Here is a 23,937-nt window from a genome sequence, read left to right on the forward strand (position 1 = left end):
CTCAGCGCTCCTGGGTGGGGGTCGGGGAACCGCTGGGAGAGGGAGGCTGAGGTGTCGGCGGTGATGTCGTCGATGCTGCCGTTGTCGCTGACGCTGCGGGGGTGGCTGGCGGTGCCGTGGAGCCTGGTGCTGTCGGCGTGGCGCTGCTGGTGGCCTCGGCCTCGGGGCCGGTCCTGGTGTGGCTGGACACCGTGACCTCGACGTAGCGACGTGCTGAGGGCAGGGAGTCGCGGTACACCGTGTCGTCCAGCAGGTCCCGCATGCGCTCGTCGAGGTCCTCCACGGTTGGCTCGGAGTAGGTCTCCACCACGTGGCTGAGCTCCAGCGGACCCAGGGACTGGGGGATCCCGCGGTAGATCGCCACCTGGTTGTCCAAGGTGGTGACGTAGTAGTGGGTCTGTGTCCATCGGTAGAACAGGAATCCTGCCCCCAGGACAGCAGCCAGCAGGACCAGGGAGCCGACAAGGGTCCTGCGGCGGCTGTGACGTCGTGCTGCACGCTGGGCGTCCGCCTCGGCTGCGACCGCTTCCCAGGCTGCCTCGGCGTCCTCGTCCTCGTGACCGACGTCAGCGCCACCAGCGGCGTTGCCTTTGTCTGCCTCCAGCGTGGCCATGAGTGCGGCAGCCTTGGCCGCTGGTGTCGAGGGGCCGCTGCGGGACGCCTTCTGGGAAGAGTCGGCGTGTATCCGCTCATCGTCGTGCCCGGTCTGTCCTCCGGTGTCGCTGGTGGTGGTGCCCGCCCGGCCGGAGGAACGGGCGGCAGCAGCAGCGCGCTCCTGGGCGAGGCGCTCGGTGGCGGCGCTGCCGACGACCTGGGGGTCGCTCTGCGGGTCGGGCTCGTTCCTGACGACGTCGAACACCACTGCGGTCACGTTGTCCGGTCCGCCCGCCCGAAGGGCCAGGTCGATGAGCTGGTCGGCGGCCTGGCCCGGGTCAGTGACCGAGGCCAGCACCTCCCCGATGGTCTCCGCGCTGACCGGGCCTGACAGCCCGTCGGAGCACAGGAGCCAGCGGTCGCCCGGTACTGCCTCGCGGATCGACTCGTCGAGCTGGACGTCGCCCTCAGCGTCTCCCAGGACGCGCAGCAGGACCGAGCGCTGCGGGTGCTGCCGGGCCTGGTCGCGCGTCAGCCGCCCGGTCTCCACCAGGTACTCCACGAAGGTGTGGTCGGTGGTGACCTGTGTCAGGGTCCCGTCACGTAGCATGTAGGCCCGCGAGTCCCCCACGTGGATCATGGCCAGCTTGTTGCCGGAACGCATGACACCGATGCACGTGGTCCCCAGCCCGGCCAGGTCCGGGTCCTGGGCGGACAGGGAGACAAGCTCTGCGTGGGCGGCGTGGACAGCCTCACGCATGAGACCGAGGAGCTCCCCGGCCTGGTGGGAGTCGGCGTCCAGGGGCATGAGGTGCTCAACGGCGACGGCAGAGGCGATGTCGCCGCCGGCGGGGCCGCCCATGCCGTCGCACAGCACGCACAGGTGCGGCCCGGCATAGCCGGCGTCCTGGTTGGACTGGCGCACGAGGCCGACGTCGGACCTGGCGGCAAAGCGCAGGGAGATGGTCATGAGCGCAGCTCCAACGTCGTCTGCCCGATGCGGACCGGGGTGTTCACGGGCAGCTCGACGGCTCCGTGCACGGGTGCCCCGTTCATGGTGGTCCCGTTGGTCGAGCCGAGGTCCTCAAGCCACCAGGAGCCCTCCTTGGGGAAGACGCGGGCGTGCCGGGAGGAGGCGTAGGAGTCGTCCAGGACCAGCGTGCACGAGGGTGAGCGGCCGATGATGATCGAGGTGGGGCTCAAGGGGACGGTAGAGCCGGCCAGCGGTCCCTCTGTGATGAGGAGCCGGGAGGCGCTGCGTCGTCGACTGCGGGAGGGTGAGGGCTCTGAGGGGCGGGAGGGGCGTCGCCGGGACGAGGAGGAGGTGCTCGGTGTCTCGGCGACGTCCCGGCGCAGGGCGCGCACGGCGAGGAACAGGAACGCCCACAGCAGGGCCAGGTAGCCCAGCCGCAGGATGGAGAAGACGAGCTCGTTCACCCGTTGGCCCCGACTGACTGGGTGCCGTCCCAGAACATGATCTGGGTACGGCCGATGGTCAGGGTGTTGCCGTCCACCAGGGTGACGGCGTCCACGCGCTGGCCCTCGACAAAGGTGCCGTTGGTCGAGCCCATGTCCGTGGCGATCGTGTTGCCCTGCGTCAGCCGGATCTCCAGGTGTCGGCGGGAGACGCCCGAGTCGTCGACGATGATGTCGGCCTCGCTGCCGCGGCCGATGATGGTGACTGGGCCGGTGAGCAGGTAGCGCTGGCCGTTGATGTCCACGATGGGGTGGGATGGTGATGCCGCTGCGGCCGCAGCCGGGGCCGCAGCGCCGCGGCGTGTGGAGGACTCGATCTCCACGGCGGGGGCGTTGGGGGCGTCGTTGGCCACGAAGGTGACCTCGACCGGGCCGACGAAGGAGTAGCCCTGCTCCGCGGCGTGCGTGGTGGCGACCTCCTCCATCTGCCGGACCATCTCGTCCTGGCCCCAGGCGGTGATGCGCTCGATGCTCGCAGGTGCCAGGTGGATGCGGAAGATGTTGGGAACCACGGAGCGGTCGCGCGCGAAGGACGCGGCCCGCTTGTCCATGGTCTCCCGCAGCTTCGAGGCGATCTCAATGGGCTCGACGTCGTCCGAGAAACGCGACATGGCGCGGTTCGCGACGTTCTCGACGCCTTTCTCGAACTTGTCCAGGAAACCCATGGACGTTACCTCCCCAGAGTAGTGTGCGACAGCCCTGTAGGGCCGGGAGACAGAACTGCCCCGTCTCCCTGGGCCTGCGGCAGGCGATGCCCTGACCCAGCCTTGGCCCATCGTAACCGTAGTGAGCCCCCGACAGGGAAGACAGGACAGGGGTGGCGTCTCAGCAAAGTGTCGTGATCGGTCTCATAGTTCGCCTGGGAGGCTCTGATTGGACGAGGATGGGTTGGGGCGGCTATTCTCATACCCGCTTCGCGCGAGTGGCGGAATTGGTAGACGCGCACGGTTCAGGTCCGTGTGATCTTACGATCATGGGGGTTCGAGTCCCCCCCCGCGCACGGCCAGGCCCAGGTCAGTGTGACCTGGGCCTTTGTGTGTCTGAGGACCCAGGCGGCGAGGACCGGTCAGCCTGGGCAGCATACTTGCGACAGCATCTGCGGCGCCCCGGAAGACACTGCCTGCCTGACCGTGGTCCCGGCGCCTGCCGCCCCTGTGGACTGTCGTCACCGGGTACCGCTGCACCCCGGTATGACAAAGACCACCGAGATGGGGTGTGGTGTTCTGGGCCGCCAGGCCCCTAGCAGCAGCCGGTGGAGACCTTCCTCTCCGCAGCCTCTGCACGGGCACGCCAGAACTCACGCTCCCCCATCGGTGCGCAGCCCGGGCGCTCGTGACAGTGGCGCTGCAGGTAGCGCTCGTAGGCGGACTCTCCCGTCATGTCCCGCCACAGGCGCCGGGTACGGTCCACGACCTCACGCAGGCGCGGCACCGGCGCCCACCTCACCTGCCGCCACCGGAGGCCGAGGGCTGGCTGGTCTCCGCCGCACGCCTGGCAACGAGCCGGGGATCCCCGACCTGCTCGTACTCCCGAGCCACCTTCCTGGCCAGCGGTGAGGCCACCATGGTGTCGGGGGCGTAGAAGGCCGACTCCTGGTAGGGGTCCTCCGACGTCGTCGTGTCACCTGTGCGCAGCACCGTGACGACACGTCGCAGGGCACAGACCATGGTGAAGGCCACCATGAGGACGAAGACGACCGACAGGGTGCCCTGGATGAACGTGTTGCGCACGATGGCCTCCTGCTCGGCGACCGCTTCCGGGTCGGTGAGGGTGGGCAGGAGCTCGCGGGCGTCACGCCACTGCTGCCAGTAGCCGACCCGGGGGTCGGTGGAGAAGATCTTCTGCCAGGAGGCGGTGAAGGTGACTGCGGTGTCGAAGACCAGCGGCACCAGGGGTATCCACACCCACCTCACATAGCCCTTGCGGACCACGATGACCGTGGCTACCAGCAGGGCCACGGCGGCGATCAGCTGGTTGGCGATCCCGAAGAGCGGGTAGAGGGTCTGGATCCCGCCGCGTGGGTCGGTCACCCCCATGAGCAGCAGCGAGCCCCAGGCGGCCACGACGACCGCCGTCGAGCTCCACGCGCCCAGCCGCCAGGAGGGGTCCTTGAACCTCGGGAACACGTTGCCCAGCGCGTCGGAGAGCTGGAAGCGGGCCACGCGGGTCACCGCGTCCACAGCGGAGAGGATGAACAGGGCCTCGAACATGATGGCGAAGTGGTACCAGAAGCCCATCATTGTGCGCCCGCCTCCGATCTGGTGGAGGATGTGGGCCATACCCACGCTCAGGGTCGGTGCCCCGCCGGTGCGTGAGACCACCGAGGGCTCTCCCATGTCGGCAGCGACCTGCTCCAGTGCCTCGGTCCCGGTGTAGGTGGCAGGGTTGCCCTCCTCGTCCCAGGAGTCCCAGCTGGGTGTGAGGGATCTTCCCCGGGCGTCGGTCACCTCAAGGTTGGACACAGCGGTGCTGGCCACCTCCTCGCGGGACTGGGCCGTTGCCACGACCTCCTCCCCCGCCAGCGCGTCCAGCGACGCCTCAGAGGTGTTCATGGAGAAGTAGACGCCCGGGCTCAGTGACACCGCTGCGGCCAGGGCCATGACCGCCACGAAGGACTCCATGAGCATGCCCGCGTAGCCGATCATGCGGGTCTGGCTCTCCTTCTCGATCATCTTGGGGCTGGTCCCGGAGGAGACCATGGAGTGCATACCTGACAGCGCCCCGCAGGCGATGGTGATGAACAGGAAGGGGAAGAGGGTGCCCGCGAACACGGGGCCTTCCGTGTTGGAGGCGAACTCGGAGACTGCGGCGACCTCGACGAGCGGACGCACGATGATGATACCGATGGCCAGGACGAGGATGGTGCCGACCTTCATGAAGGTGGACAGGTAGTCCCTCGGCGTCAGCAGCACCCACACGGGCAGGACCGCCGCCAGGAAGCCGTAGACGATCATCGCCCACACCAGCGTGGTGGGAGACAGGTGGAGGTGCTCGCCCAGGGGGGACTCGGCGACCCAGCGCCCCCCGATGATGACGGCGATGAGCACGACGAACCCGGCTACCGACACCTGGGTAATCCTGCCGGGAGCGACGTAGCGCAGCCACAGCCCCATCCCCACGGCGATGGGGATCGTGCACCCCACGGAGAACACACCCCACGGGGACTCCGCCAGGGCGTTGACGCAGACCATGGCCAGCACCGCCAGGACGATCATGAGCATGACGAACACGACGACCGTTGCCACGGCGCCTCCCACGCGCCCGATCTCGTCAGTGGCCATCTGGCCCAGCGAGCGCCCGCCCCGGCGCATGGAGAAGAACAGGACCAGCATGTCCTGGACGGCGCCGGCGACCAGGACCCCGACGATGATCCACAGGGTGCCGGGCAGGTAGCCCATCTGGGCGGCCAGGACCGGCCCCACCAGCGGCCCTGCCCCGGCGATGGCGGCGAAGTGGTGGCCGTAGAGGACGACCCGGTGGGTGGGGTCGAAGTCACGCCCGTTGTTGATGCGCTCGGCGGGGGTGGCGTTGGTGTCGTCGGGGCGCATGATCCTGCGCTGGATGTAGAGGGCGTAGAAGCGGTACCCGATGGCGTAGGTGCACACCGCTGTGACGACGAACCAGATGGTGTTGACGCTCTCCCCGCGGACCATGGCCAGCATCCACCAGCCCAGGACGCCCAGGGCCGTGATGACCGCCCACAGGGCGGTCTTGGCCGGGGTCCAGCGGTTGTCCGGCAGCGTCCCGACGGGGACGCCGTCCTTGTTGCGGAGGATGCGTCGCTCGTCCTCGGGCGTGTAGGTAGGTTGGGCAGCGGACTGCTGGGACATGGGTCACTCCTCGACGGTGAGGGTGCTGGTGGGGCTGCTTGGTGCGGTGTGGGTCGGGTCGGCCAGGATCAGGGTGGGCCCTCTAGCGGCCTGCTGCCCACCGGGCGGTGCAGACCCGGGAGGGCCGAGCCGGGGACCGACCTGTCCAGGATATCCCTGTGCTGGGCTTTGCGGAAGAGGGTGGGCGGATTCCAGGGAGTGCTGCGGGGGCATAGACGGGTGACCCGAGGTGCGTCCGCCGGGTTCATGTCGTGCGATTGGCTGGGACCGCACCCATCACACCCTGCGTGTCGCGGTGTAGCGCAGGGGTGCAGTGCACGTGTGCACAGCTGGTCAGCGGCTCCGGGCAGTACGGGATGATCCGTACCGTGCCGCAGGAGATCTTTTCTCTGAATCTGGGTCGGAATAATAAGAATGTCCTTGAGTATTGGTCCGGCAAGTACCAACCCGGTGACTGCGCTGCCCCCACTGCATGGGACGAGCGCTCAGGAGGCGCCATGACACATCCACGAACGCAGCCGGATCCCACGTCCCAGGTCCAGGATCACGCACAGACCCCGGCACGGATCCCCACCCCGGGTAGGATGAACCAGAAGTAGCGGCCGCTCTTCCAGCCCTGTGCGCTCAACAACGGCGTCACCTTGAAGAACCGCCTCGTGGTCGCGCCCCTGACTATCTACGACTCCGGTGCCGACGGCGAGCTGACCGAGTTCGCCCGGCGCTTCTGGCGGGACCGCTTTACGGGGTTCTCCCTGTTCATCATGCCCTTCACCAACGTGGCGCCGGTGGTATCGGCTTCGAGTCCCCCAACGCCTTTGACGAGCGGCATCTGGCCACGCTGCGGGAGTACGCGGACACTGCCCACGAGCAGGGTGCGCTGGCGGTCGCTCAGTTGGCTCACTCCGGACTGCGTGCCGATCCACGGATGACCCAGGGCCACGACGTCGTCTCCCCGACCACTGCCCCCTTCGCGGGCTCGCGCGCTATGACGGACACCGAGGTGCACGGGCTCGTCGATGGCTATGGCAGACACCCTTGCCCTGGTCGACTCCCTGCTGGACAAGCCGCTGCAGTACCTGCACGTATCACTGTGGGACTTCTACAAGCGTGCCCGGCGCGGCGCGGACACCAGCCTCACCCGCATGCAGCTGCTCCACGAGCGCATCGCCGGACGCCTGCCACTGACCGGGGTGGGCAGGCTATACACGGCCGACGACATGATCGCCGCCTACAGCGCCGGCTGGGCCGAGCTGATCGCCGTGGGCAAGAGTGTGCTGCTCAACCCCCACCTGGTCGAGCTGATCGAGAGCGGGAGGGAGGACAAGATCGAGACCACCTTCGACTGGGACAAGGCGGACAGCTATCGCTACACGCCAGCCATGCTGGAGGGGACCCGGATGGGCACAGACTTCTACCCGCCCTCCAAGCAGTACGGCGTGCGCTACCGTGGTCAGGACTACTGAGATGAGCAGCACCAGCACCGCAGGCCTGGCTCGACTACGCCGAGTCCGCTGGCTACCGGCGGATCATCCTGGCCGGGCACTCCCTGGGGGCCAACAAGGTTATCTACTACCTCTTGCGCCACCACGACCCCAGGGTGGAGCACCTCCTGCTCCTCAGTCCCGCCAACCTGCGTCACCTCACCAACCAGGTGACGTCCCAGGAGCGGCAGGTGGTGCTCGACTACCTGGAGCGTGGACAGGGGCAGCGGCGCCTGCCCTTCCCGCTCATGGGCTGGGTGCCGTGCCGGGCCGAGACCGCCCGGCAGTGGCTCTTCGACAACATCCTCGACAACGTCCACGTCGAGGCTGACGGCGACTTCTCCCAGGTCGCCGCGATGAGGCACACCGGGGCCATGCTCATCGGCACCTACGACCGGTTCACCTACGGTGACCCGGCTGGGTTCCTGACCACCATCAATGACCACACCGCCGACCCAGACGCCAACGAGCTCGTACTCATCAAGGGGACCGGGCACACCTACCAGGGCAAGGACCAGGAGGTCGCCGAGACCATCGCGCGCCTGGTCTGCTCCTGGGAGACGTCCGGGACGCCGGACCTGAGCCCTCCCAGGACCGGGTAGGGGCCACCGGGCAGGGGTCACTCTGCCAGGCAGGGGCGGACCGGGCCTCGACCTCCAGGTGGACCACACTCACGTGGGCCACATTCCATACCTCCATCCTAAGGTCTCAGGAACCGTGGCAGTCTTGCGGTGCCGCCTTCTTGCCCAGCACCTAACCCAGCAGGGCCAGGACCACTGCGGCGCTGCGGGCTGCGGCCTCCTGTGCCCCCATGTGGAAGTCGCGGCCCGCCTGGGGTCCGCACAGGTCAGAGACACCGCGCACGGACAGGAAGGGCAGGCCCGCGCTCGCAGCCACCTGGGCCAGGGCGGTGGACTCCATGTCTGTACTGATCGCTGAGGGGAAGACCCGACGGACCGTGGCCACGTTGGCCTCAGTGACGAAGGAGCTGCCCGCCAGCATCTGACCGATGCGCATGTGGGCCTGCCCGGAGGAGGGCGTGGCGGCCCGCAGCGCGGGCTCGCCCACCCGTCCCAGCCTGGCCAGCAGGGAGGGTGCGCCGTGGAAGATCTCGGGCTGGCCGGGTGTCTGGCCGTGCAGGTAGCCGAAGGCGGTGGCGTCGGCGTCAGTGAAGGCCAGGGCGGTGGACGCGCATACGTCGCCCACCTCCACCTGGGTACCCAGGCCGCCGGTGGTGCCAGCGGAGATGACGACCTGCGGACGCACCTGGGTCAGGGCAGCGGTCAGGGCGGAGGCGGCTGCGACCAGGCCGATACCTGAGCGCAGCAGGATCACCTCACGGGGCGCGGCCGCGTCGCCGCCGAGAGTAGCGGGGCCGGTGAGGGGGCTGGTCACCTCAGGGCCGACAGTTGCGGACAGCTCCAGGCTCCAGGTCTCGGCGGAGCCCAGCAGGGTGGGCGGGGTGGCGCCGTCGAGCCTGGGCAGGGCCTCCAGGAAGGGCTGGGCCTCCTCGGGCATCGCCACCGAGATGATCGCGGCAGCAGGACGGGGGGCTGACGTCATGGGAGAAGCCTACGGCGTCGGTGGTGCTGTGTCCCCGGCGGGTGTCGCGGGGTCGGTGTCCTGCCCGGGATTGTCCGGCGTGCTCAGCCCCAGGAGGACCGCCTCCACCGCCTGGTGCAGGACTAGGTGCGGGTCGCGCTCGGTCTCGTGCCAGGTGGGGTGCCCATTCTCCAGGCCGCCAGCGCCCCCGGCGAGCGGGCCGCCCGGCTGCTTGGCTGTGTCTGGCGTCTATGCCTGGTCGGGGTGCTGGGGCGGCTCCGTCCGCCTGCGGCCCTGTGGCCTGTAAGGACCGCAGTACCGTGGAGCGGTGCCTCGGCCACCTCAGGCACGACCACCAGGCACGACAAGCCCGCCGCGCGCCACTAGGCCACCACCCACATCGCCAGCATCAACCACTGGCTCAAACGACTTACACAACACGACCTAGTCGCTGAGGCCGTGCCGGAAGGCCTCTACGACCACCTCAAGCCTACTGGTGGCCCCCATCTTGCGCATGATGGTGGAGACGTAGGTCTTGACTGTGGTCTCGCCGAGATGGAGCTGATGGGCGATCTGTCGGTTGCTGCGTGCCTGGCACAGGAGACGGAGGACCTCCTGCTCCCGCTCTGACAAGTCCGTATGTATGGCCGACTGCGCTTGCGGGGAACTGCCATGGCGGTACCGCTCCAGGACGCGGCTGGTCGGCCCCGGTGACAGGACCTTTCCACCAGCTGCCACTGCGCGGACAGCATCCGCGACCTTGGCGGGGGGCGTGTTCTTGAGGAGGAACCCTGAGGCCCCTGCAACGATCGCGCCATCAAGGAACGTGTCGTCGTCGAAGGCGGTCAGGAGCAGGACTCGTGTCCGCCTGTTCGCCTGAAGAATTTGCGAGGTCGCGGCTACGTCGTCCAGTGTGGGCATCAGTATGTCCATGAGGAAGACGTTGATGGTGCGCGTGCGGGCAAGATTCACGGCCTCGGCGCCGTTCACGGCCGGCGATGACGCTGATGCCCGGTTGGGCGTCGAGGAGAGGGGACAGGGCCTCAAGGACGATCGGGTCGTCATCGACGAGAGCGATGCGAATCGGACCGCTAGACGTACCCGGCGTGCCTGCGGTACTCATGGCTGATCTTTCGTGCTCAGGGGCAGGATGACGTGAGGATCTGCTAGTGGCCGGTCGGGGTGACGGTGACGACCCACCGTAGGCGGGGGCACTCCTGGACGCCGATGAGGCCGTAGTCTGAGGAGATGGCAGGTGTGCGGGGCGCCCCTGGCCAGGGGGTCGATAGGGATCGGGGAGCGGACATGGTGTCCTTTCTATAAAGAAGACCGGGGCAGGCTACCTGACTCCCTGGGGCCGGGCAAGCAGTTGGTCGTCGTTTTCTCCCGATCTCGCTCGTGTGGATCCTGGGTGGTGCGGAGTCCCTGGCCCGCTACCAGCGTCGGCCTCACGTCGGCCCCGCCAGATCTCTGGTCAGCAAGGAGCCGCCATGACGGAAGAAGGGCCGGAGGTGTACGGAAGGAGGGGGTCGGCTGTACGGAGGAAGGAGCCCCGCTGAGACCAAGTATGGTCCTGGTTGCGCCGCCGAGGAGGAGGACCGGGGACTGCTGCCCGCAGTGAAATAGATGTGACAGAACCCCGAGGGAACGTACGGGACCGGCACCTGGCTGGTCGGCCTGTTGCCCCTTGGACAACAAGAAGGACAGACAGATGATCGAGGTATCAGGTCTGGTCAAGAGATTTGGAGCAGTCGTTGCCGTCGACAACCTGTCATTCAGGGTCGAGGACGGAGCGTTCTTCGCCTTCCTGGGGACCAACGGCGCTGGCAAGACCACCACGATCTCGTGCACGACCACTCTCCTCCCCCTGGACCAGGGGGACATCACTATCGACGGGATGAGCGTCAAGGACCGGGGCCACGAGGTGCGCTCACGCATCGGTGTCGTCTTCCAGCAGTCCCTGCTCGACCCCCGGCTCACCACCCTGGAGAACCTCCGCTTCAAGGCGGACCTGTACGGTGTGGGACACCGGCGCATCCACGAGCTTGTTGACCTCGTTGACCTTGAGGACTTCGTGGACCGCCCCTACGGTGTCCTGTCCGGTGGGCAGAAGCGACGCGTGGATATCGCCAGGGCGCTTCTGAACAAGCCGCGGACCCTGTTCCTCGACGAGCCGACGACAGGGCTGGACCCCTACAGCCGTGAGCAGGTGTGGAAGGCGATGGCAAGTCTGCGCCAGGAGTTGGGCCTGACCATTGTGCTGACCACCCACTACATGCAGGAGACCGAGTCCGTTGATCACGTCCTTGTCATTGACAAAGGTGCTGCCGTGGCTGAGGGGACGCCTGCCCAGCTACGGGCCCGGTACTCCACGCCCAGGCTGCTCATGGTGCCAGCGCCAGGCCGCGACCAGGAGGTGGTCGCGGCGGTTGAGCGCCACCTGGGCAGGTCCGACTGGTACCGCGAGGGCGGTGGGGTGCACACCTCCGTGCCCAGCTCCGCAGCGGCACTCACCCTGCTCAATGACCTTGCCGATGCCGTCACGGACTTCCAGGTGATCCAGGGGTCCATGGACGACGTCTTCCTCAACCTTGTCAACGGAGGAAGGACCTCATGAGGATCATCATGGCGCTCGTGCGGCGCAACCTGCGGATCTACCTTCGGGACCGAGCCGGGGTGCTGCTGTCCCTGCTGTCAGCGTTCATCCTCCTGCTGCTCTACCTACTGTTCCTCGGGTCTATCCAGGTGGACAACCTTGAGGAGTCCGTACCGGGTGCGTCCTCTGACGACGTAGGCCGCTACATCGGCTCCTGGGTCTACGCGGGCATCGTCATGATCACGCCGATCACCACCGGCCTTGCGGCTTTCCAGACCTACGTGGACGACCGCGTCAGCGGACGGTTCAAGGAGTTCCGAGTCTCTCCGATCCGCCGCACCCAACTCATCCTGGGCTACCAGCTCGGCGCCGTCCTGGTCGCGGTGGCCATGGGCGCCGTGGTCCTAGTGGCAGGAGCCGTCATGGTCGCGGCTATCTACGGGGAGTTTGCCGGGTGGGCCGCTATGGCCCAGGGGTTGGGTCTGATCCTGCTGATCTCCTGGTCCTTCGGGGCGCTGTCCGCCTTTGGGCTGACATTTGTCCACTCAGAGGGATCCTTCACCACCGTGTCTACCATCACGGGGACGCTCTTGGGCTTCCTGGCGGGAGCCTACCTGCCCCTGGGACTGCTGTCTGACTCCGTGGTCAACGTCATCAATGTGCTGCCCTTCTCCTCCGGCGCCATGCTGCTGCGCGAGCCCCTGGCAGGCAGAGCGCTGGACAACCTGGCGGGCGGCTCCGAGCCGGTGCGAGAGGCTGTCGAGACCTACTACGGGCACGTCATCAGCATCGGGGACACGCAGATCGAGCCCGTGTGGGCCGTCGTGGGCCTGCTGCTCCTCGGGCTGATGTTCACCGTGGCTGGGTCCGCCCGTATCGGGAGGAGCATCCGATGAGTACCGTCTACCTTATCCCTGGCCAGGGGAGCCAGGTTGTCTCCATGGGACGGGCATCGGCAACCCGCTCCCACCGGGCGGCTGACCTTTTCGACGCGGCCTCTACCCTTACCCTGTTGACGGTATCCGGCTCGCCGCTACGCGGGGCAGGATCATGCCCTAGCTCCCACTGGAGGCTTGCCGGAAACACAGCCTGCCCGAGGAGCTCGGATACGATTGCGGGGACCTGTTCCCTACCCGTAAGCTCAGTTAGCCGGGCCAGCACGCTCTGGTCGGTCTGAACCTTCTCCCATCCCGCCTCCACTAGTACGGTCGCTCCACCTCGTCATGGGTTGAGCCCAGATGCTCCACAGCCCGCAGCACACCGCGCTTCATTCATGGTGATCTGCACCGCCGCTGGGCGCGGGGCATATATCTGTTGTGGCTGTTCCAGGTGGGCGCGAGTAGCGTGGCGCTGCCTGGCGCGGATCCTGGCAGGGTGAAGACTGTCTGGCACGGGTAGAGCGCCGTGAGCCTGCCTCACGCTCCGTGGCGCTCCGGGCGTCCCGGCAGGCTGGCACGGGACAACCTCTTGTCGACACGCTCCATCCTGTCGCGATTCGCGCCAGCCCACCTCGCACGGATTCCGCAGAAGTGGAAGTACTCAGAAAGACAACCCCGCCTCACTCAAGAGATATGAGGTGTCCCACAACGCCAGAGTGCCATCGTTGCTGGGTGCTGTGGAGCCGGGGCTCCTGAGCAAGCAGACGCCTCTTCAGACCGTGACCTGCTCCCACTCCTGGCGTGCGGCCAGGAAGGCTCGTACGGCCTCCTGGGCGGCGGGCAACGAGTGGTGGGCGCCCCAGCCGCACTGGACCTCGTTGGCGGCGGGCACCTCGGTGGCCTCCAGGACGTCGCGGCAGGTGGACTCCAGGACGGCCAGGAAGTCCTGCGGCTCTAGGCCCAGGGTCAGGGCGTAGAAGCCCGTCTGGCAGCCCATGGGGGAGAAGTCGATGAGCCGGTCGGTGTGGTTGCGCATGAGCTCGGCGGTCAGGTGCTCCACGGAGTGGACCGCCTCCATCTCCAGGTGGTCGCGGTTGGGCTGGCAGAAGCGGACGTCGTACTTGACCAGGACGTCCCCGCCGGGCAGCTCCTTGCGGTCGGCCACCCGCACATAGGGTGCAGCCACGGCGCGGTGGTCCAGGTTGAAGGACTCCACGTTCATCCGGGGGGTCATCCGGGGGGTCGTCCGGGAGACGGTCTCAGAGCCCGGGGGCACGGGCGCGGCACCCGCCGCAGCAGGCTCGGAGGCGGACGTCGTGGTGGGGGAGCCAGCCGGGTCGCTCACAGTGGTCATGGCCCCAGCCTAGGACCTGTGCGAAGGGTTCGCTAAGAGTCTGCGGAGGCCCCGTGGTCTGCGGCTCCCCTGGCAGTGCCCACAGTGCCCACAGTGACCACTGCCCAGGGCGCCTGCGCCGTGGGTGCGTGAGCCGGTGGCTGGCGGGGCCGGAGGTCGCCCGGTCCAGTCCTGTACCCGAGGTCCTACCAGGGTGCGCAATCGTGCTCTAGCATGGAAGGTCGGCACCCCAGAACCCCTGATAGTCAGTGGTAGTCCTGGTAGCCAAGGAGGAGGACCAGATGCCGCAGGTGCGCACCCGGCCCGCACGCTCAGCCCGTCAGGACAGGCGCCCGCCCCTGGGTACCAAGGAGCGTACCGGCCTGGTGCTGGCCGTCGTCGTCTTCCTGGCGCCGCTGTTGGTGGACGTGCCGGACCTGGACCCGGTGGGCGAGCGCATGCTGTCCGTCTTCCTGCTGGCCATCGTGCTGTGGGTGACCGAGGCGATCCCCCTGGTGGCCACGGCGGTGCTCGTCATCGGCTTGGAGGTCCTCCTGGTCTCCGACCAGGCCCTGCTGGCTGTCCCAGAGGACTCCCCGGAGTACTCCAGCTTCCTGGGTGCCCTGGCCAACCCCGTCATCATCCTGTTCCTGGGTGGGTTCCTCATCGCCGACGGCGCCGCCAAGTACCACCTGGACCGCAACCTCGCCGCCGTCCTCATCCGCCCCTTCACCGGGTCGGCGCGCACCACGGTGCTGGGCCTCATGGTCATCACCGCCCTGCTGAGCATGTTCATGTCCAACACGGCTACTACCGCCACCATGTTCGCCGTGCTCATCCCCATCCTCGGTGCCCTGCCCCAGGGCCGTCCCCGCGCTGGCGTGGCCCTGTCCATCCCCGTGGCCGCCAACGTCGGCGGCATCGGCACACCTGTGGGCACCCCGCCCAACGCCATCGCCCTGGGAGCCCTGGCGGAGGCGGGCTACCACATCTCCTTCGCGCAGTGGATGCTCATGGCCGTCCCCCTCATGCTCGTCGTCCTCCTGGCCGCCTGGGTACTCCTCATCGTGATGTTCATCCCCCGTGGCCTGGGTATCGACCTGGACATGAGGGCCTCGTGGGACACCGACCGCAGGGCCGTCACCTTCTACGTCATCGCCGCCGCGACCATTGTGGCGTGGATGACTGAGAACCTCCACGGGCTGAGCGCCAACGTGGTCGGCTTCCTGGCGGTGGTGGCCCTCCTGGTCTCCCAGGTCATGGACGGCTCCGACCTGGGGCGGCTGTCCTGGCCAGTGCTGTGGCTGGTGGCCGGGGGCATCGCCCTGGGCGACGGTGTGGGCTCCACCGGTCTGGACGTGTGGATCCTCGGCCTGTTCCGTTGGGAGGCGATGGGGGCGCTGGTTGTGGTCATCGTCATGGGCCTGCTGGGGCTGGCCATGTCCAACGTCATCAGCCACTCCGCAGCCTCGAACCTGCTCATCCCCCTGGCCATGGGGCTGGCCACCGGCATTGAGGGCCTGGACCCGGTGACCATCGCCGTGGTGCTGGCCCTGGCCTGCTCCCTGGGGATGAGCCTGCCGATCTCCACCCCGCCCAACGCCATCGCCTACGCCACCGGCGAGGTCTCCACTGCGGACATGGCCAGGACGGGCGTCATCGTCGGCCTCCTGGGCACGGTGGTCCTGGTGCTGGCCATGCCGCCCCTCTGGTCGCTCATGGGGCTGCTGTGAGCGGGCAGGCGCAGCGGCTGGTCGTCGCCGTCGTCTCCCCTGCCTCCCTGGGCGCCCAGGCCGCCCACGAGGTGGAGGGCGCAGTCGCCAAGGTCGCCGACGTCGTGCGCCTGCGCTCCCTGGGGGCGCTGCTGGCCCGGGCCGAGGAGCTGGGTACCGTCGCCCTCATCGTGGCCACCGACGAGGTCGGCAGCCTGGATGACGTCGCCGCTGCCGTGGAGCGCTTCCCCTCCCTGCGCACGGCCCGGCTGGTGCTGCTCACCGAGCGCACCGAGCTGAGCAACATCGGCCGGGCTATCGACGAGGACCTGGTCCACGAGGTGGTGGCCGTCCCCTGGACCGCGGGTGCCATAGCCACCCGGGCGGCTGCCCAGACCCGCCGGTGGATGCGCGACCACCTGCCTGACGACGACCGCCGTCGCCTCCTGGGCTCCCGGTCCGGGACAGAGCACTCCGGGCGCTCGCCGCTCCTGGAGACCCTGACCCACTCACCGGAGGCGCTGACACGCGAGCTTATCAAGGCCTGCGAGGACGTCCTGGGACCGCGCCCCCGGCTGCGCCTGCCGCCCGGGGTGCGCCTGGCTCACCAAGGCCAGAGCGTAGACAGTGTCTACATCGTGGTCGAGGGGGCCGTGGCCCTGACCCGCGACACCCGCGTGGGCGAGGTGATCCTCCACCACGCCACCACCGGGCGCATCATCGGCCTGGTATCCCTGGCCTCCCAGGGGCGGGCCTTTGTCACCGCCACCACGACCACCGACGTGGACCTCATCCTGCTGTCCATCGAGCAGCTTGACCGCGCCCTGGCGGAGAACCCGGCCACCGAGCAGGTCCTGGCGGCCCTGCTCATCGGCTCCCTGACCAAGCGCCTGTCACGCTCCGAGGTGCTCCAGGTGGAGAAGATCGAGCTGGCGGCAGCCCTGGACGCGGAGAAGGCCCAGGCCCAGGAGGCGCTGGAGGCCCTGGAGCAGGCGCGCCTGGAGCTGCTGGCCCAGGAGCGGTTCGCCACCCTGGGCGAGCTGGCGGCCGGTATCGCCCACGAGCTCAACAACCCGGTGGCTGCCCTGGGGCGGGCGGCTGAGCACCTGCGCAGCGACGTCGCCGCGCTGCTGGCCTCCCACCCCTCCGGGGACCTCATCCGCTCCGTGGGTGAGGAGGCCCGAAGCCGCCCGGCGGCCTCCACCAGGCAGGAGCGCCAGGCCCGGCGGGTTCTGGAGGAGGTCGTGGGGGACCGCGACCTGGCCCGGCGCCTGGTGGCCGCCGGAGTCAGCGACCCTGCCGACGCGCGCGCCCTGGCGGCCGCCCCCCACCACCTGGAGGAGGTGGAGCACGCTGCGGCGATCGGACGCAACGAGCGCAACATCGAGCTGGCGACCAGGAGGATCCGGGGCCTGGTCTCCTCCCTGCACGCCTACGTGCGCCCCGAGGGGGAGATGGACGACGACGTGGACGTGCGCGAGGTCCTGGAGGACGCGCTACGACTGACCGCCCACCGGCTGGGTGGGGTAGAGGTGGAGCGCGACTACGAGGAGGTCCCCGTGGTGCGCGGCCGTGCTGGGGAGCTGGCCCAGGTGTGGACCAACATCGTGGCCAACGCGGCGGACGCCCTGGCGACCACCGGCCAGGCTGACAAGAGGGTCGTCCTGCGGGTGCGGGCTGAGAAGGCCGAGGACACCGAGCTGTTCCACACCCGGGACAGGCAGGACACCGGGGGCGCGCAGCCGCCTAGGGGTGCTGAGGAGGGCACGGGCACCCGGGGTGGTGCGGGACCTGGAGGTGGTGCAGGTCCTGTCGGCGTGCGTGTGGAGGTCGAGGACAACGGGCCGGGGATCTCCCCGGAGGTCCTGCCCCGCATCTTCGAGCCGCGCTTCACCACCAAGCACGGCCAGGTGCGCTTTGGCCTGGGGCTGGGGATGGGGCTGGCCAGGAGCGTCGTCGACGCCCACGAGGGCCTCATCTCCGTGGAGTCCCGGCCGGGACGTACGGTGGTGACTGTACGGCTGCCCCGCGACCCCGCCCTGGTCAACGAGGTGGCAGGGGCTAGTGGGTCGGCAGGGGCTGACGGGGCCGGTGAACTTGGTCGGCCGGGTGCGGCGGACCGTCCTGGCCGCTTCGCCCCGACTGGCCCCACGGCTCAGCCCAGCCCGGTGACCCCACCAGACCCAGCGACCGCTAGCGACTTAGCGACTGCCAAGGAGGACCCGTGAAGCTGACCATCCTCGTCGTGGAGGACGAGCCGGAGGTGCGCGACGCCGTCGTGGCGGACCTGGCGCCCTTCTCCCCCGTTGTGCGTGTGGAGCCCGCCGAGGACGTCGAGGACGCCCTGGAGGTGGTCTCCGAGGTGGACGATGACGGTGACGTCGTCGCCCTGGTGCTGGCCGACCACCGGCTGCCTGGGCGCACGGGTGTGGACATGCTGGTCCAGATGCGCGGCGACGAGCGCACAGCCAGCGCCCGCAAGGTCCTGGTCACGGGGCAGGCGGACCAGGCGGACACGATCCGCGCTGTCAACGAGGCTGGCCTGGACCACTACATCGCCAAGCCGTGGCAGCCTGAGCAGCTCCACGACGTGGTGCGCACCCAGCTGACGGACTTTGTGCTGGACACCGGCCTGGACCCGTTGCCCCACCTGCGCGCCCTGGACGGCCCACGGGCCATGGAGGCGCTGCGGTAGGCGTCCCGGGCCGTCCCGACTGCCTTCGTGCTGCCTTCGAAGCGGCGGCGCTACGTCTGGGCTCCTGTGTCCTTCTAGTGTGTCCTTCCGGCCACATCCGGGGTGGCTCGGCGGTTGTGGCCAACGGCGCGTGAGGACGCGTGCAAGGATGGGGACATGACCGACGTGTCCTCAGTCGTTCCTGGTTCCTCCGGGCGCTCAGAGTCTCCAGAGTCCGCCGCCCCCTCGGTGCAGGACCGGGTGACCGACGCCGCCCGGACCGGGCGCAGTCAGGGTGAGGTGATTGCGGTCACGGTTGCGGCGCTTGTCGTGGCAGCGGTGGGGCTGTATATGGTCCGGTCGCTGGTGGCGCCCGCCTTCTTTGCCCTGACCCTGGTGGTGACCATCCGTCCGCTGGTGTCGTGGGCGGCGCGCCACCACGTGCCGCGAGGGGTCGCGGCGGTGGGGGCGATCGCCATCCTCTACGCCTTTGTCCTCAGCCTGTTCGCCGCCCTAGGGGTGGCGGTCGCCCAGCTGGTGGACACCCTGCCTGGATACTCCTCCCGGTTCCAGCAGATCTGGGCCGACATCGAGAGGATGCTCACCTCCATGGGGGTGGACCAGGCCTCCCTTCTTGACCAGGCGACCAGTGCCCTGGACACCTCCCGGGTCGTGTCGCTGGCGCAGACGCTCCTGGAGCAGCTGACGTCTGCCGGGTCCATGATGACGATCATGGCCCTGGTCATCGTCTTCCTCATGTTCGACACCATGAGGATCGAGGGCCGGGTGCGGGCGCTGGCTGAGCTCAAACCGGAGATCGCCTCCGCCATGACGGGCTTCGCGGCCTCAGTGCGCTCCTACTGGCTCGTCTCCACCATCTTTGGCCTCATCGTCGCAGTGCTGGATGTCTTTGCCCTGTGGGCGCTCAACGTGCCGATGGCGGTCACCTGGGGCGTAGTCTCCTTCATCACCAACTACATCCCCAACATCGGCTTCGTCGTCGGGGTCATTCCCCCGGCGCTGCTGGCGCTGGTGGACTCCGGCCCGTGGACGGCCCTGTGGGTGGTGGTGGCCTACTCGGTCCTCAACTTTGTCATCCAGACCCTCATCCAGCCCAAGTTCACTGGCGACGCCGTGGGTCTCAACACCACCACGACCTTTGTCTCCCTCATGTTCTGGTCCACGGTCATCGGTGGGTTGGGGACGATCCTGGCCGTGCCGCTGACCCTGTTCGCCAAGGCGCTGCTCATCGACTCCGACCCGCGCTCGCGCTGGGTGGGGATATTCTTGTCCGCCGGGGACCAGCCGCTGAAGGAGCAGGAGCCCGAGGCTCCCGGTGCCCTGGGCGGTCCTGGGAAGGGACCTGAGAGGCTGCGTCCTGACTCACCTTCACTGTGACCAGCATGAAACGAGGCGGCACTCCGGTGTACCGTCACCGTCAGGAGCGCGCTCGGGCGCGGCCCAGACTACGGTCTCGTTTTATGTCAGCCATGCCCTCGCAGTGAGGTGTACCCGGGCCTGTCGCGGAAGTCGCACAGCAGAAGAGGGCTGGTGCGGGTCCGGCGGGCCGGGATCCTGCACACGGTGATGGGGCTGCCCCGACTCACCAGAGCCAGGCGCCCGCAGCCACGTGTCTGCGGTCGGGCAGTGCTAGTCCAGCTAGCCAGGGTCCAGCCAGCCAGGGCCACCAGTGTGGTGCCCTGGCGCTTGCGGCCAGCCGCCGACCGTCCCAGGGCCAGCTGCACGCTCACCTTTCTCCGTGTTTTGTGGATCCGTGGAATCACGCCGTTTCACCAGTAGGGCCGGAGAGGCCTCAAAAGCTCCCATGTGCAGTGAGGTGCTCGATGCACATGGGAGCCCAGGTCACCGGCCACATGCTTGACCGAGATCGGCGGAATCACGCCGTTCTCGCCCACTACCCAGGAAGGTGAGCGTGCAACCGGCCTCATGGCCCACCCACCCCAGCGTCCAGGCGCACCGCCAGATGAGCGTGCAAAACCCGACGGCGGTGCACGTGAGATAAGCGGGTACACCGAGAATCCACCATGCCCCACTATGATCTGCTTCAACCCACCTGATGCAGCAGGACCACGGGTGGCAGGCGCATCCTGGTGCCAGATCCTCCGTGTCCTCCGTGTCTACGACCATTGCTGCTGCTGCCGCGGCAGCGCGACGAGCTTTTCGACCGTGTTCTGGTCCAGGACCACCCGGGAGACCAGGGTTGACGGCGCGTGCCGGAGCATCTGGATCGCGTCGGGCAAGGGGCCTGCGATCCCCAGCAGCGTCTCACCGAGATCGCCGCCGGTAGTACAGCCATATCTCGCCGCGTAGGGGTCAAGGGTGGTGGCGACGTCCCCGAGGTCGACGTGGCCGGTACCTGTGGCATCCCTGACGACCACGGTGAGATGCTCCGCGCCCGTGCTGCCAGCCGCCAGGGCGGGGCCTGCTCATGCTGCGCGCACAGAGTCGGCACAGAGTGGGCATGGCTGGGACGGACAGACTGTGGGCTGACAGCATGGCTGGCTCCGCCGCTGCGGCGGAGGCAGCCCCCAGCAGCAACCAGCCAGGAGCCCTGATGACGACCCGTTCTGTGACCCCTGTACCCGGTGACGGCCGTGGTGGGAGCACCACCGGCCGCACCACAAGCGGGGGAGGTGACCGGGAGCCAGCCTCAGGGCTCGGCCTGCTGCAAGTCAGCCCCCACCGCCGTTCCTTCCTGGCATCAGGGGTCGGCCTGGGGCTCATCGCAGGATTGGCCGCCTGCCAGGGCTCCACGGGTGCCCCCGGGCGGAGCGCGGCTCCGGTGCTCTCGGCACCTGCGACCGCCGACGGCACCACTGGGACCACCTCGGCGGGCGCCTCATCAGCCACCGGCCCCGAGTACCACGAGCCCGCTGCGGACAACACCGCCCTGAGCGCTGGTAGCTGGTCGGGCACCGTCGGCGACAAGACCGTTGACCTGGCTGGCGCCTATGTCGTTGACGGCACCCAGGCCACCATTGACGGCGGCACCTGGGAGTCCACCGAACCTGACCAGGCCGTGTTCCTCGTGGTCAACGGGGGCAGTCTCACCCTGACCAACGCCGCAGTGACCAAGTCCGGCGACGCCACCTCCAGCAACGACAGGGGCGTGGACGACGCCTACAGCTTCTACGGGCTCAACTCCGCCGTCGTCGTGGTCGGGGAGGACTCCAGCGCCACCGTTGCCGAGACCACGATCAAGACGACGTCATCGGGTTCTAACGCCGTCGTGGCCACCGACTCCGCCCAGGTATACGTCACTGCGTGCGCCATCACTACCATCGGGGAGTCCGCCCGTGGGTTGCACGCCACCTACCAGGGCACCATCGCCGGCTCCGACCTCACCATTGACACCACAGGTGCCCACTGCGCGGCCGTGGCCACCGATCGTGGCAACGCCACGGTGACGGTGGAGGGCACCAACACCTTCACCACCGCTGGTGACGGCTCACCCCTTATCTACTCCACAGGGGCGATCACCGTCAGCGGGCTGACCGGCCAGGCCACCGGAGCGCAGGCCGTGGTCGTGGAGGGGAGGAACCAGGCCACGGTCTCCGGCTCGACACTGACTACCGGCTCCACCCGAGCGGGCGTCATGCTCTATCAGTCCATGTCCGGGGACGCGGCCGACGCCGAGGCCGCCACCGAGGTCTCTGCCCTGGAGATGAGTGACGTCGAGCTCACCTGCACCCAGGACGTGCCGGTCCTCTACGTCACCAACACGACCGCCGAGGCCACCCTGACCTCCTGCACGCTCAGCACTCCGGGTGGTCTGGCCACCGCCGAGGAGGACCGCTGGGGGCAGTCGGGGTCCAACGGGGGCACTCTCACCCTCACCCTGGACGACACGGTCTCCGACGGCGCGCTCACCGCCGGGGACACCTCCTCCATCACCGTGACGGTGACCAACGGGGGCCAGGCCACCGGCACCACCTCCGGCGAGGTCAGTGTGGGCTGAGGCGGCTGTGGGCCGGGTTGGGCCGGGTGCTGCCGGGGCGGTGGGGCGGGCCGCCTGACAGGAGGCACCCGTCAGCCTGAGCCCATGAGACCGCCCTCGTAGGCGGCGATGACCAGCTGGGCCCGGTCGCGCGCACCCAGGCGGCGCAGGAGGGCACCCATGTGCGTCTTCAGGGTGGAGTGGGACACGTTCAGGCGCTCCTCAATCTCCTGGTTGGACAGCCCAGAGGCTACGAGCCGCAGCACCTCGGTCTGGCGGGGCGTGAGGCCCTCCAACTGAGTCGGCCCGCGCCCGCCTGAAGGCGCGTGGGCCACCACGGTGGCCAGCACACCGGGTGACAGGAGCGAGCCGCCAGCGTGAACGGCACGCACCGCCTGGACCACCCCCTCCGGCGGGGTGTCCTTGAGCAGGTAGCCTGACGCACAGGCCTGGAGCGCACGGAACACGTAGGCGTCCTCCTCAAACACCGTCAGGACGCACACCCTGGTGCCGCCCAGGCCGGGGTCGGAGCAGATCGCCTCCGTGGCCGCGATGCCATCCAGCCCTGCGGGCATGCGGATGTCCATGAGGACGACGTCGGGGCGCACGGCACGGGCGACAGCTACGCCACTCGTCCCGTTATCAGCCTCGCCGACGACCTCGACGTCTGCGGCGGCGTCCAGGATCGTCACCAGGGAGCGCCGCAGGAGCCTCTGGTCGTCAACCACCAGGACGCGGACGGGGGCGCTCACGGTATTGGCTGCTCCGGCTGAGGGCTTGGGAGCCCGGAGACCGGGAGGGGAGTGCCCGGGGGCTGGAGGTCGGGGAGCCTGGCCTCCACCCGGAAGCCGTCCGCAGTCGGAGAGGCGGTGAGCCTGCCGCCCAGGGCGGCGCAGCGGCCCTGTAGGGCCTCCAGCCCGGTGCCCGCTCCCGGGACTGCCTGGTGGTCCGGGGCAGGTGCGTCGTTGTCGACAACCGTCCAGACGCAGTCCTCGCCCCGGCCCAGCTGCACGTGCACCCGTGCGCCACCGGCGTGCCGGGCCACGTTGGCCAGGGCCTCTTGGACGACAGCGGCGATCGTCTCACCCGCCTCCGGGGTGTGGACTGGCACGATGTCTGCGGTCGCGCCTGTCACTGTGACCTCTAGGCTCGTGGACCGTGCCCAGGTCAGCACCTCAGGCAGCGCAGGGGCCGACCTGGGAGGCGAGGCTAGTGACTCTGTGCAGGGGCTGCGTAGCGCCGTGAGCAGGTCTCGCATGTCTGCGGTGGCGGCGCGGCCGTTGTCCTCGATGTCGCGCAGCGCGCGCCGGGCCGTGGCCTCGTCCAGCATCGGCTCTGTGCTGGCCTGCAGGGTAATCGCAGCCAGGCGGTGCGAGACCAGGCCGTGTAGGTGCTCGGCCAGGCGCAGGCGCTCGCGGTGGGTCGCCTGCGCCACCGCCTGCTCACGCAGGCGACGGTAGAAGCGCGAGCGGTCCCGGCTGCGCACGGCTGCCGCCCACACGAGTGCTGCCGGGAGTGCCAGCAGCACCAGCGGGGCGTAGTGCTCTGAGCCGGTAGCGGGGCCGGTCGTGACCACACCGGCCACTGCGAGACAGGCAGTGACAAGGGCGCAGACTCCGTGGGGTGTAGTACGGGCCATGGTATGAGGGTATGTCTCAGGCAGAGCGTGGGCAAGGCCCCGGTGAGGCTCATTGTGGGTGCCTGCCAGGGCCGGGTGCTGGGTGGGCTGCACATCTTGGGACGGCTGCCGACTGTGCCTCTGGAGCGGTAAGGTACCGGGTTCCGCGTGGTTCTGCGGGAGGCGGACCAGTCCCCACCTGGGCCGGGCACCGGCACCAGCCCCATGATGTGCAGCAACCAGGC

At 68.7% G+C, this 23,937-nt stretch carries 20 protein-coding genes and 1 tRNA gene; 10 read left to right on the top strand and 11 right to left on the bottom strand.

Features of this window, described 5'->3' with window-relative positions:
- Position 1 precedes the first annotated feature (1 nt).
- From CWS50_RS00105 to CWS50_RS00115, 3 genes are read right to left on the bottom strand one after another with little or no spacing between them, the layout of a single operon-like run.
- Positions 2-1,564 carry a PP2C family protein-serine/threonine phosphatase gene (locus tag CWS50_RS00105; protein ID WP_127841161.1) on the bottom strand — a complete coding sequence of 521 codons (1,563 nt, stop codon included), beginning with the start codon at positions 1,562-1,564 and terminating at the stop codon, positions 2-4.
- On the bottom strand, positions 1,561-2,031 hold the full coding sequence (locus tag CWS50_RS00110; RefSeq protein ID WP_127841162.1) for an FHA domain-containing protein FhaB/FipA: 471 nt from the start codon (positions 2,029-2,031) through the stop codon (positions 1,561-1,563). The genes CWS50_RS00105 and CWS50_RS00110 overlap by 4 nt, the downstream gene beginning before the upstream one ends.
- A complete protein-coding gene (locus CWS50_RS00115) occupies positions 2,028-2,735 on the bottom strand; it encodes an FhaA domain-containing protein (RefSeq protein ID WP_127841163.1) in 708 nt (235 codons plus the stop codon). Before CWS50_RS00115 ends, CWS50_RS00110 begins: the two co-directional genes overlap by 4 nt.
- 251 nt (positions 2,736-2,986) lie before the next feature.
- Between CWS50_RS00115 and CWS50_RS00120 the strand changes: the two genes are divergently transcribed.
- Positions 2,987-3,070: transfer RNA gene (locus CWS50_RS00120), tRNA-Leu, on the top strand.
- Positions 3,071-3,309: 239 nt separating this feature from the next.
- Here the strand turns inward: CWS50_RS00120 and CWS50_RS00125 are convergent.
- Together CWS50_RS00125 and CWS50_RS00130 are read right to left on the bottom strand one after the other, a co-directional pair.
- The gene (locus CWS50_RS00125) at positions 3,310-3,501 is read right to left on the bottom strand and encodes a CstA-like transporter-associated (seleno)protein (protein ID WP_243118367.1); all 192 of its coding nucleotides are present in this window, start codon (positions 3,499-3,501) and stop codon (positions 3,310-3,312) included.
- A gap of 11 nt (positions 3,502-3,512) precedes the next feature.
- A complete protein-coding gene (locus CWS50_RS00130) occupies positions 3,513-5,900 on the bottom strand; it encodes a carbon starvation CstA family protein (protein WP_127841164.1) in 2,388 nt (795 codons plus the stop codon).
- Positions 5,901-6,916: 1,016 nt separating this feature from the next.
- Between CWS50_RS00130 and CWS50_RS13080 the strand changes: the two genes are divergently transcribed.
- Together CWS50_RS13080 and CWS50_RS00140 are read left to right on the top strand one after the other, a co-directional pair.
- Positions 6,917-7,363 (top strand): oxidoreductase, encoded by a 447-nt coding sequence (locus CWS50_RS13080; RefSeq protein ID WP_206610422.1) that lies wholly within the window; start codon positions 6,917-6,919, stop codon positions 7,361-7,363.
- Between the two features lie 113 nt (positions 7,364-7,476).
- A complete protein-coding gene (locus CWS50_RS00140; RefSeq protein ID WP_341472728.1) occupies positions 7,477-7,983 on the top strand; it encodes a hypothetical protein in 507 nt (168 codons plus the stop codon).
- A gap of 151 nt (positions 7,984-8,134) precedes the next feature.
- On the opposite strand, the gene mtnN is transcribed toward CWS50_RS00140, so the two are convergent.
- Together mtnN and CWS50_RS00150 are read right to left on the bottom strand one after the other, a co-directional pair.
- Positions 8,135-8,944 carry a 5'-methylthioadenosine/S-adenosylhomocysteine nucleosidase gene (mtnN, locus tag CWS50_RS00145; protein WP_243118368.1) on the bottom strand — a complete coding sequence of 270 codons (810 nt, stop codon included), beginning with the start codon at positions 8,942-8,944 and terminating at the stop codon, positions 8,135-8,137.
- Positions 8,945-9,367: 423 nt separating this feature from the next.
- On the bottom strand, positions 9,368-9,913 hold the full coding sequence (locus CWS50_RS00150) for a LuxR C-terminal-related transcriptional regulator (RefSeq protein WP_164860029.1): 546 nt from the start codon (positions 9,911-9,913) through the stop codon (positions 9,368-9,370).
- 721 nt (positions 9,914-10,634) lie between these two features.
- On the opposite strand from CWS50_RS00150, the gene CWS50_RS00155 reads away from it, so the two are divergent.
- Both CWS50_RS00155 and CWS50_RS00160 read left to right on the top strand, forming a co-directional pair.
- Positions 10,635-11,540, top strand: a complete 906-nt coding sequence (locus CWS50_RS00155) for an ABC transporter ATP-binding protein (protein WP_127841167.1) — start codon at positions 10,635-10,637, stop codon at positions 11,538-11,540.
- Positions 11,537-12,415, top strand: a complete 879-nt coding sequence (locus CWS50_RS00160; RefSeq protein WP_127841168.1) for an ABC transporter permease — start codon at positions 11,537-11,539, stop codon at positions 12,413-12,415. Before CWS50_RS00155 ends, CWS50_RS00160 begins: the two co-directional genes overlap by 4 nt.
- 754 nt (positions 12,416-13,169) lie before the next feature.
- On the opposite strand, the gene CWS50_RS00165 is transcribed toward CWS50_RS00160, so the two are convergent.
- On the bottom strand, positions 13,170-13,619 hold the full coding sequence (locus tag CWS50_RS00165; protein WP_180342389.1) for an S-ribosylhomocysteine lyase: 450 nt from the start codon (positions 13,617-13,619) through the stop codon (positions 13,170-13,172).
- Positions 13,620-14,032: 413 nt separating this feature from the next.
- Between CWS50_RS00165 and CWS50_RS00170 the strand changes: the two genes are divergently transcribed.
- The 4 genes from CWS50_RS00170 (at position 14,033) to CWS50_RS00185 (ending at position 19,514) form a co-directional block, all read left to right on the top strand.
- The gene (locus CWS50_RS00170; RefSeq protein WP_127841169.1) at positions 14,033-15,463 is read left to right on the top strand and encodes an SLC13 family permease; all 1,431 of its coding nucleotides are present in this window, start codon (positions 14,033-14,035) and stop codon (positions 15,461-15,463) included.
- Positions 15,460-17,670, top strand: a complete 2,211-nt coding sequence (locus CWS50_RS13730) for a sensor histidine kinase (RefSeq protein ID WP_127841170.1) — start codon at positions 15,460-15,462, stop codon at positions 17,668-17,670. Before CWS50_RS00170 ends, CWS50_RS13730 begins: the two co-directional genes overlap by 4 nt.
- Positions 17,667-18,137 carry a response regulator gene (locus tag CWS50_RS00180; protein ID WP_127841171.1) on the top strand — a complete coding sequence of 157 codons (471 nt, stop codon included), beginning with the start codon at positions 17,667-17,669 and terminating at the stop codon, positions 18,135-18,137. Before CWS50_RS13730 ends, CWS50_RS00180 begins: the two co-directional genes overlap by 4 nt.
- 156 nt (positions 18,138-18,293) lie before the next feature.
- On the top strand, positions 18,294-19,514 hold the full coding sequence (locus CWS50_RS00185) for an AI-2E family transporter (RefSeq protein ID WP_127841172.1): 1,221 nt from the start codon (positions 18,294-18,296) through the stop codon (positions 19,512-19,514).
- 740 nt (positions 19,515-20,254) lie between these two features.
- On the opposite strand, the gene CWS50_RS00190 is transcribed toward CWS50_RS00185, so the two are convergent.
- Complete coding sequence (locus CWS50_RS00190) at positions 20,255-20,515, bottom strand: hypothetical protein (protein WP_127841173.1); 261 nt, start codon at positions 20,513-20,515, stop codon at positions 20,255-20,257.
- 176 nt (positions 20,516-20,691) lie between these two features.
- Between CWS50_RS00190 and CWS50_RS00195 the strand changes: the two genes are divergently transcribed.
- A complete protein-coding gene (locus CWS50_RS00195; RefSeq protein WP_206610423.1) occupies positions 20,692-22,095 on the top strand; it encodes a hypothetical protein in 1,404 nt (467 codons plus the stop codon).
- A 71-nt stretch (positions 22,096-22,166) separates the two neighbouring features.
- Here CWS50_RS00195 and CWS50_RS00200 read toward each other — a convergent pair whose 3' ends face one another.
- Entirely contained in the window at positions 22,167-22,826 is a 660-nt protein-coding gene (locus tag CWS50_RS00200; protein WP_127841174.1) for a response regulator, read from the bottom strand.
- Complete coding sequence (locus tag CWS50_RS00205) at positions 22,823-23,713, bottom strand: sensor histidine kinase (RefSeq protein ID WP_164860030.1); 891 nt, start codon at positions 23,711-23,713, stop codon at positions 22,823-22,825. The genes CWS50_RS00200 and CWS50_RS00205 overlap by 4 nt, the downstream gene beginning before the upstream one ends.
- Positions 23,714-23,937 lie beyond the last annotated feature (224 nt).

Origin of the sequence: Actinomyces wuliandei, assembly GCF_004010955.1 — a bacterium.
Lineage (GTDB): Bacteria > Actinomycetota > Actinomycetes > Actinomycetales > Actinomycetaceae > Actinomyces > Actinomyces wuliandei.

Bases quoted from the DNA above. Each gene is read 5' to 3' on its own strand.
- CWS50_RS00155 (WP_127841167.1), top strand. From the start codon at position 10,635: ATGATCGAGGTATCAGGTCTGGTCAAGAGATTTGGAGCAGTCGTTGCC.
- CWS50_RS13080 (WP_206610422.1), top strand. From the start codon at position 6,917: ATGGCTATGGCAGACACCCTTGCCCTGGTCGACTCCCTGCTGGACAAG.
- CWS50_RS00205 (WP_164860030.1), bottom strand. From the start codon at position 23,713: ATGGCCCGTACTACACCCCACGGAGTCTGCGCCCTTGTCACTGCCTGT.
- CWS50_RS00185 (WP_127841172.1), top strand. From the start codon at position 18,294: ATGACCGACGTGTCCTCAGTCGTTCCTGGTTCCTCCGGGCGCTCAGAG.
- CWS50_RS00160 (WP_127841168.1), top strand. From the start codon at position 11,537: ATGAGGATCATCATGGCGCTCGTGCGGCGCAACCTGCGGATCTACCTT.
- CWS50_RS00165 (WP_180342389.1), bottom strand. From the start codon at position 13,619: ATGAACGTGGAGTCCTTCAACCTGGACCACCGCGCCGTGGCTGCACCC.
- CWS50_RS00195 (WP_206610423.1), top strand. From the start codon at position 20,692: ATGACGACCCGTTCTGTGACCCCTGTACCCGGTGACGGCCGTGGTGGG.
- CWS50_RS00105 (WP_127841161.1), bottom strand. From the start codon at position 1,564: ATGACCATCTCCCTGCGCTTTGCCGCCAGGTCCGACGTCGGCCTCGTG.
- CWS50_RS00170 (WP_127841169.1), top strand. From the start codon at position 14,033: ATGCCGCAGGTGCGCACCCGGCCCGCACGCTCAGCCCGTCAGGACAGG.
- CWS50_RS00115 (WP_127841163.1), bottom strand. From the start codon at position 2,735: ATGGGTTTCCTGGACAAGTTCGAGAAAGGCGTCGAGAACGTCGCGAAC.
- mtnN (WP_243118368.1), bottom strand. From the start codon at position 8,944: ATGACGTCAGCCCCCCGTCCTGCTGCCGCGATCATCTCGGTGGCGATG.
- CWS50_RS00130 (WP_127841164.1), bottom strand. From the start codon at position 5,900: ATGTCCCAGCAGTCCGCTGCCCAACCTACCTACACGCCCGAGGACGAG.